The 5739-nt window shown below is 69.9% G+C and carries 5 protein-coding genes and 1 pseudogene; 4 read left to right on the top strand and 2 right to left on the bottom strand.

What is annotated here, in order from left to right; translation table 11 throughout:
- The 4 genes and pseudogenes from NL1_RS35475 to msrB form a co-directional block, all read left to right on the top strand.
- Positions 1-416, top strand: a 416-nt coding sequence (locus NL1_RS35475; protein ID WP_174553521.1) for a dihydrofolate reductase family protein, incomplete at its 5' end; no start/stop codon positions are given.
- Between the two features lie 32 nt (positions 417-448).
- A pseudogene (locus NL1_RS35470) lies at positions 449-2004 on the top strand (alpha/beta hydrolase).
- Positions 2005-2098: 94 nt separating this feature from the next.
- Positions 2099-3439 carry a glycosyltransferase family 87 protein gene (locus NL1_RS35465; RefSeq protein WP_067849228.1) on the top strand — a complete coding sequence of 447 codons (1341 nt, stop codon included), beginning with the start codon at positions 2099-2101 and terminating at the stop codon, positions 3437-3439.
- Entirely contained in the window at positions 3436-3879 is a 444-nt protein-coding gene (gene msrB, locus NL1_RS35460) for a peptide-methionine (R)-S-oxide reductase MsrB (RefSeq protein WP_067849225.1), read from the top strand. The genes NL1_RS35465 and msrB overlap by 4 nt, the downstream gene beginning before the upstream one ends.
- A gap of 171 nt (positions 3880-4050) precedes the next feature.
- Here msrB and hemQ read toward each other — a convergent pair whose 3' ends face one another.
- Together hemQ and NL1_RS35450 are read right to left on the bottom strand one after the other, a co-directional pair.
- The gene (hemQ, locus tag NL1_RS35455; protein ID WP_067849222.1) at positions 4051-4746 is read right to left on the bottom strand and encodes a hydrogen peroxide-dependent heme synthase; all 696 of its coding nucleotides are present in this window, start codon (positions 4744-4746) and stop codon (positions 4051-4053) included.
- Positions 4747-4970: 224 nt separating this feature from the next.
- Positions 4971-5739 (bottom strand): FAD-dependent oxidoreductase (locus tag NL1_RS35450; protein ID WP_174553520.1); only part of this gene is annotated, 769 nt, incomplete at its 5' end.

Raw genomic sequence — 5739 nt, 5'->3', positions numbered from 1 at the left:
TCGTCACCGCGAGCGCGGGCCTCGACCCCGGCTGCCGTCTGTTCACCGACACCGCGGTGCCGCCGCTGATCATCACCACCGCCACCGCGCCCGCCGACCGCAAGCTCGCGCTGGCCGAGGCGGGCGGTGTGGTGATCGAGGCGGGCGGGGTCGCGGTGACGCCGAAAGGCCTGCTCGCGGCGCTGGCCGAACGCGGGCTGACGCGCGTGCTGTGCGAGGGCGGCCCGCACCTGTTCGGCGAACTGCTGGAGGCGGACGCGATCGACGAGCTGTGCCTGACCACCGCGCCGGTGCTGGTCGGCGGCACGGCGCGGCGAATCTCGCTGTCCGCGCACGAGTTCCGGATGCCGATGGAACGTAGGCACATCGTGCTCGACGCCGACGGCACGATCCTGACCCGATGGGCCCGTCGGTGAAACGCACGCGCGAACCTGGCAGGCTGTAACGCATGCGCTGGACTCGAGCCGCCGTGCTGGCCTCGGCACTGTCGATGATGATCGCCGGATGCGGTGCGGGCCCGTCCGACCGTCCCGTCGTCGCGGTCGAGCATCCGGCCGTGGGCGGCGGGGAGCCCACGGCGTCGACGCCGCCCCCTCCGCCGAACGCCGAGCTGCCCAAGACCGACCTGAGCTGGCGCGACTGCACCGCGCCGACCCTGAAGCTGCTGGGTCTCGGTCCCGCGCCCGCCGGTCTGGTGCTCGACTGCGCGGAGTACTCCACGCCGATCGATGCCGCGGGCAGCGTGCTCGGCAGCTTCCGTACCGGTGCGATGCGGGCCCGGCTGGCGCAGACCCCGGCCGATGTTCCGCCGCTGGTTCTGACCTCGGGCACGGATCGCTCGTCCACCGCGACCCTCGCCGGTCTCGCCGTCGGACCGGGGAGCGCGCTGCTCGGCGCGCGCCCGATCGTCGCGGTGGACCGGCGCGGTCTCGGCACCTCCCAGCCGATCGACTGCCTGCCGCCCGACATCCGGCGCGGCCTGGCCGACAACGCCCAGTTCGGCCCCGACGCCGCGGATCCCGTGCAGGCGGTGGCCGCGCTGAGCCGCGAGGCCACCATCTCCTGCCGCGACTTCCTGCAGCCCTACGAGGGCACCTTCGACGCCCCGCACGCGGCCGACGACATCGAACAGTTGCGCAGGCAGTGGCAGGTCGAGCACATCGACCTGATCGGCACCGGCAACGGTGCTCGGGTGGCGCTCAGCTACGCGCGCAAGTTCGGCGATCACCTGTCCCGGCTGGTGCTCGACTCCCCCGAGGCCGTCGGCGCCGATGCCGTGACCGCCGAGGAGCAGCGCCTGCAGGGCGCGGAGGCGGCGCTCACGCGTTCGCCCAGCGCTGCACCGGGCTCGGCTGTTCGCTCGGTCCCGACCCGCGCGCGGCGATCACCGACCTGGTGCGCCGGGCGGGTGAGGGCGGGCTCGGCGACATCTCCGCCAACGCGCTGCTCACCACGATCAGCGGTTTCCTCGGCGATCCGCGCGCCGATCAGGCCACTCGGGTCACCGAACTCGCCGACGCGCTCTCGGCGGCCGGTCGCGGCGACCGCACCGCCCTGGGCAACCTGGTGCTGCGCGAATCGGCCGCAACCGCGAGCGACGGCCAATTCGTCAACCGCTGCACCGACATCCAGCAGCCGCCGACTCCCACCAAGGCCGCCGAGCTGACGACCGCATGGGGCCAGAAGTACCCGGTGTTCGGCAAGAACGCGGCGATCGCCCTGATGGGCTGCTCGGCCTGGCCGGTCGCGGGCGCCCCGCCGCTGCCGGAGAAATTCACCCTTCCGGTGCTGGCGCTGGGTGGCATCGCCGACCCGGTGGTCGGCAACGGCGGCCAGGCTTCGGTGACGGGCGCGCTGGGCGCCGCGGGCGCGCGGCACGCCTCGGTGAACTGGCAGGGCTGGGGGCATCCGGTGTTCACCCATTCGGGGTGCGCGCAGCGCTTGCTGCTGGACTACCTGAAGGAGGCGCGGCTTCCGCAGGACGGCAGCGCCTGCCCCGCCTGACCAGGGCGGTCATAGCAGGTCGGCATGATAATCCGGCCACGCCGAGACATATCCCGGCAACCTACTCGCCGCCCATCCGGTGTACCGTGCCCCAGTGTTACTTCGACAGCTCGAGCCTCGCACCGCTCGCACCACCGCCGAGGTGATCAAGTTCGCACTCTGGCCTCTCGCGGTCATGACGGTGCTGAACAGGGTTTTCATCAAGGCTGTCAACGGTTTCATCACCGACGACTACAAGCCGGTCTACAACGCGTCGCTGGCCTTCCTCAACGGCCGCCCGGTGTACACCGCCAACTTCGACTCCGTCGACCCGCACTACCTGTATCCGCCGGGCGGCACGCTGCTCATCGCGCCCCTCGCGCTGATCGACCCCGAGAAATCGCGCTGGTGCTTCATTCTGCTGAACGCCGCCGCCATTCTGCTGGCCTGGTACCTGTTGCTGCGGCTGTTCAAGTACACGCTGAAGTCCGTGGCCGCGCCCGCACTGCTGCTGGCCATGTTCATGTCCGAGACGGTCATCAACACGCTGGTCTTCACCAACGTGAACGGCTGCATCCTGCTGGCCGAGCTGCTGTTCCTGCACCTGTTGCTGGCGCGACGTGATCTGTGGGCGGGCGCGATACTCGGGTTGAGCATCACCGTGAAACCCACGCTGGCGCCGCTGGTCTTGGTCGCGGCGGCACGCGGGCAGTGGAAGGTCTTCATCACCGCCATCGGCGTGCCCGTCGCGCTCACCGCGATCGCCTGGCCGCTGCTGAACGATCCCGGGCAGTTCTTCAGCAGGACACTCCCCTACATCCTGGAGACCAGGGACTACTTCAACAGCGCGATCGCGGGCAACGCCGCCTACTACGGCCTGCCGGACGCACTGACCTGGGGAATTCGCCTGACGATGGCCGCGCTGGTGGCGATCTCACTGTGGATCCTCTACCGCTACTACCGCGACGACGAGCTGTTCTTCGTCACCACGTCGTCGGGCGTGCTGCTGACCGCGGAGTTCCTGCTGACCGGCCTGGGCCAGATGTACTACTCGATGATGCTGTTCCCGTTCCTGATGTCGGTGGTGCTGCGCAACTCGGTGCTGCGCAATTGGCCCGCCTGGCTGGCGATCTTCGGGTTCATGTCCTACGACAAGTGGCTGTCGGACCGCTGGCAGAGCTTCGGACGCAACCTCGAGTACCTGCGCATCACCTTCGGCTGGGGCCTGCTGCTCCTCGTGGTCTTCTGCGTGCTCGGCGATCGGTACCTGGCCGCTCGGCGGGAAGGCCGCCTGCCTTTCGGCATCGACCCGGCCTGGATGAAGAACGCGCCGGACAGTCGCGACGGCGCCGAAGAGGCCGCGGTGGCGGCCGATCAGGCGGAGTTCCCCGGTTCGCCCAGCTCACCCAATGGGACGGCGCCCGCGGAGGAGAAACGTATTAGCGTGGAGCAATGAGTTCCGACGCCGAAACGTCTTTCCCCGCGCCGCGGATCCAGCTGACGCCGCAGCAGTGGCGGGCCAAGCTCGATCCCGAGGAGTATGCGGTGCTGCGCGAGGCCGCGACCGAACGTCCCTTCACCGGCGAGTACACCGACACGAAGACCGAGGGTGTGTACAGCTGTCGCGCCTGTGACGCCGAATTGTTCCGCAGCACTGAGAAATTCGAGTCGCACTGCGGCTGGCCGTCGTTCTTCGATCCGGCGAAATCGGACGCGGTGATCCTGCTTTCGGACGATTCGCTGGGTATGCACCGGGTCGAAGTGCTGTGCGCGAATTGCCACAGCCACCTCGGCCACGTCTTCGAAGGCGAGGGGTATCCCACACCTACCGACCAGCGCTATTGCATCAACTCCATCGCGCTGCGGCTGCACCCCTCGGACAGCGCAGCCGGGTAGCCGACCGAACGCTCAGCGCAGAATACGGGTCACGCGATACGCCGCGCATGCCCCGAAAACTCGGGGCACGCGCGGGTATTCGGCGATGCGGGCGCGATCGGCAGTCGACAGGGCCCGTCGTCGATCAGGGCCGCATGCACCATGCGATCAGGGCCGCATGCACCATGCGATTCAGGGCAGCGCCGCGATGAGCTTGTCGATCTCCACCCGCGGGCCGGTGAAGAACGGCACCTCTTCGCGGACGTGCAGGCGCGCCTCGGTGGCGCGCAGGTCGCGCATGAGATCCACGATCCGGTGCAGCTCCGGCGCCTCGAAGGCGAGGATCCACTCGTAGTCGCCGAGCGCGAACGAGCTCACGGTGTTGGCGCGCACGTCCGGGTAGCCGCGGGCGGCCTTGCCGTGATCGGCCAGCATCTTGCGGCGGTCCTCGTCGGGCAGCAGGTACCACTCGTAGGAGCGCACGAACGGGTAGACGCAGATGTAGTTGCCCGGGTCCTCGCCGGCCAGGAAGGCCGGGATGTGGCTCTTGTTGAACTCCGCGGGGCGGTGCAGCGCCACGTTGCTCCACACCGGGTCGCTGGCCTTGCCCAGCTCGGTGGTCCTGCGGAAGTCCGCGTACGCGGCCTGCAGGTCCTCCACCCGCTCGGCGTGCGTCCAGATCATGAAGTCGGCGTCGGCACGCATGCCCGCCACGTCGTAGATGCCGCGCACCACCACGTCGCGCTCGGCCAGCCCGTCGAAGAACGCTCGCGCCTCCTTGACGGCGGCCTCACGATCCTCGCCAAGCACACCCGGCTGCACCTGGAACACCGAGAACATCAGGTAGCGGATGGTGGAGTTGAGAGCTTGATAGTCGAGTCGCGCCATGATTCCTATCGTGCCACTGGGGCCGCGCCGCCCCGCCGCGGGGCGGTCTTAGGCCCTGTGTCGAAGTCCCATCCGGCGCCTCCGCGGCCCAGATCGCCGCCTGGCCGCGTTGTCGTCGTCACCGATACAACCCCGGTATCGGCTCCTCCTCCGCCTTGCCAGGCGACGATCTGAGCCACGGATGCATCCGGCCGGACTTCGACACAGGGCCTAGCGCGGCGCGATCAGGAGAGGGACTCGGCGATGCGGCGGGCGGCGGTCTCTCCGGAGGCGACGCAGGCCGGGACGCCGACGCCGTGCAAGTACGCGCCCGCGAGCGCGATGCCGTCGAGTTCGGCTGTGGCGGATTCGATCTCGGCGATGCGGTCGACGTGACCGACGGCATATTGGGCAAGGCCGCCCGGCCAGCGCTGCACGACCGCTTCGACGGGGGCGATGACGGCGCCGGTGACGGTGGCCAGGTCTTCGGTGGCGGCGGCTATCAGGTCGGCGTCGGACCAAGTGAGCGGGGCGTCGTCGCCGAACTTGCCGAAGGAGGCGCGCACCAGCGCGGTCTTGCGCTCGGCGAGATGCGGCCATTTGCGGCTGGACAGGGTGAAGGCCTTGGCGCGCAAGGACTCTCCGGTGGCGACCAGGATGCCGGAGTTGTCCGGCAGCGCGGTGTCCTGCGGCAGCGACAGCGCGACGACGACGGAGGAGGACAGCTCGATCCCGGCGGCCGCGTCCGCCGCCTCGGGCGCGACGTAGCGGAGCAGCCGGGCGGTGACCGGCGCCGGGGTGGCCAGCACCACGGCGTCCACGAGGCCGAGGGGGTCGAGCACCCAGCCGCCGGTGGCGCGCGCGAGCCGGGTGGCCGGGGTCGCGGTGACGAACCGGGCGGACGCGGCGTCCGCGAGCGCGTCGAGCAGCACCCGGTATCCGTCGCGGATGCCGCCGAACACCGGTGCGTCGGACGGCGGTGGCAGCGCGGCGGCGACGGCGTGGGTGAGACTC

It is taken from the genome of Nocardia lijiangensis NBRC 108240, from assembly GCF_001613045.1.
GTDB classification, from domain to species: domain Bacteria; phylum Actinomycetota; class Actinomycetes; order Mycobacteriales; family Mycobacteriaceae; genus Nocardia; species Nocardia lijiangensis.
Note: the sequence above shows the minus strand (reverse complement) of the source record. Positions and strands in the feature narration are given on the sequence as shown.

Bases quoted from the DNA above. Each gene is read 5' to 3' on its own strand.
- msrB (WP_067849225.1), top strand. From the start codon at position 3,436: ATGAGTTCCGACGCCGAAACGTCTTTCCCCGCGCCGCGGATCCAGCTG.
- hemQ (WP_067849222.1), bottom strand. From the start codon at position 4,746: ATGGCGCGACTCGACTATCAAGCTCTCAACTCCACCATCCGCTACCTG.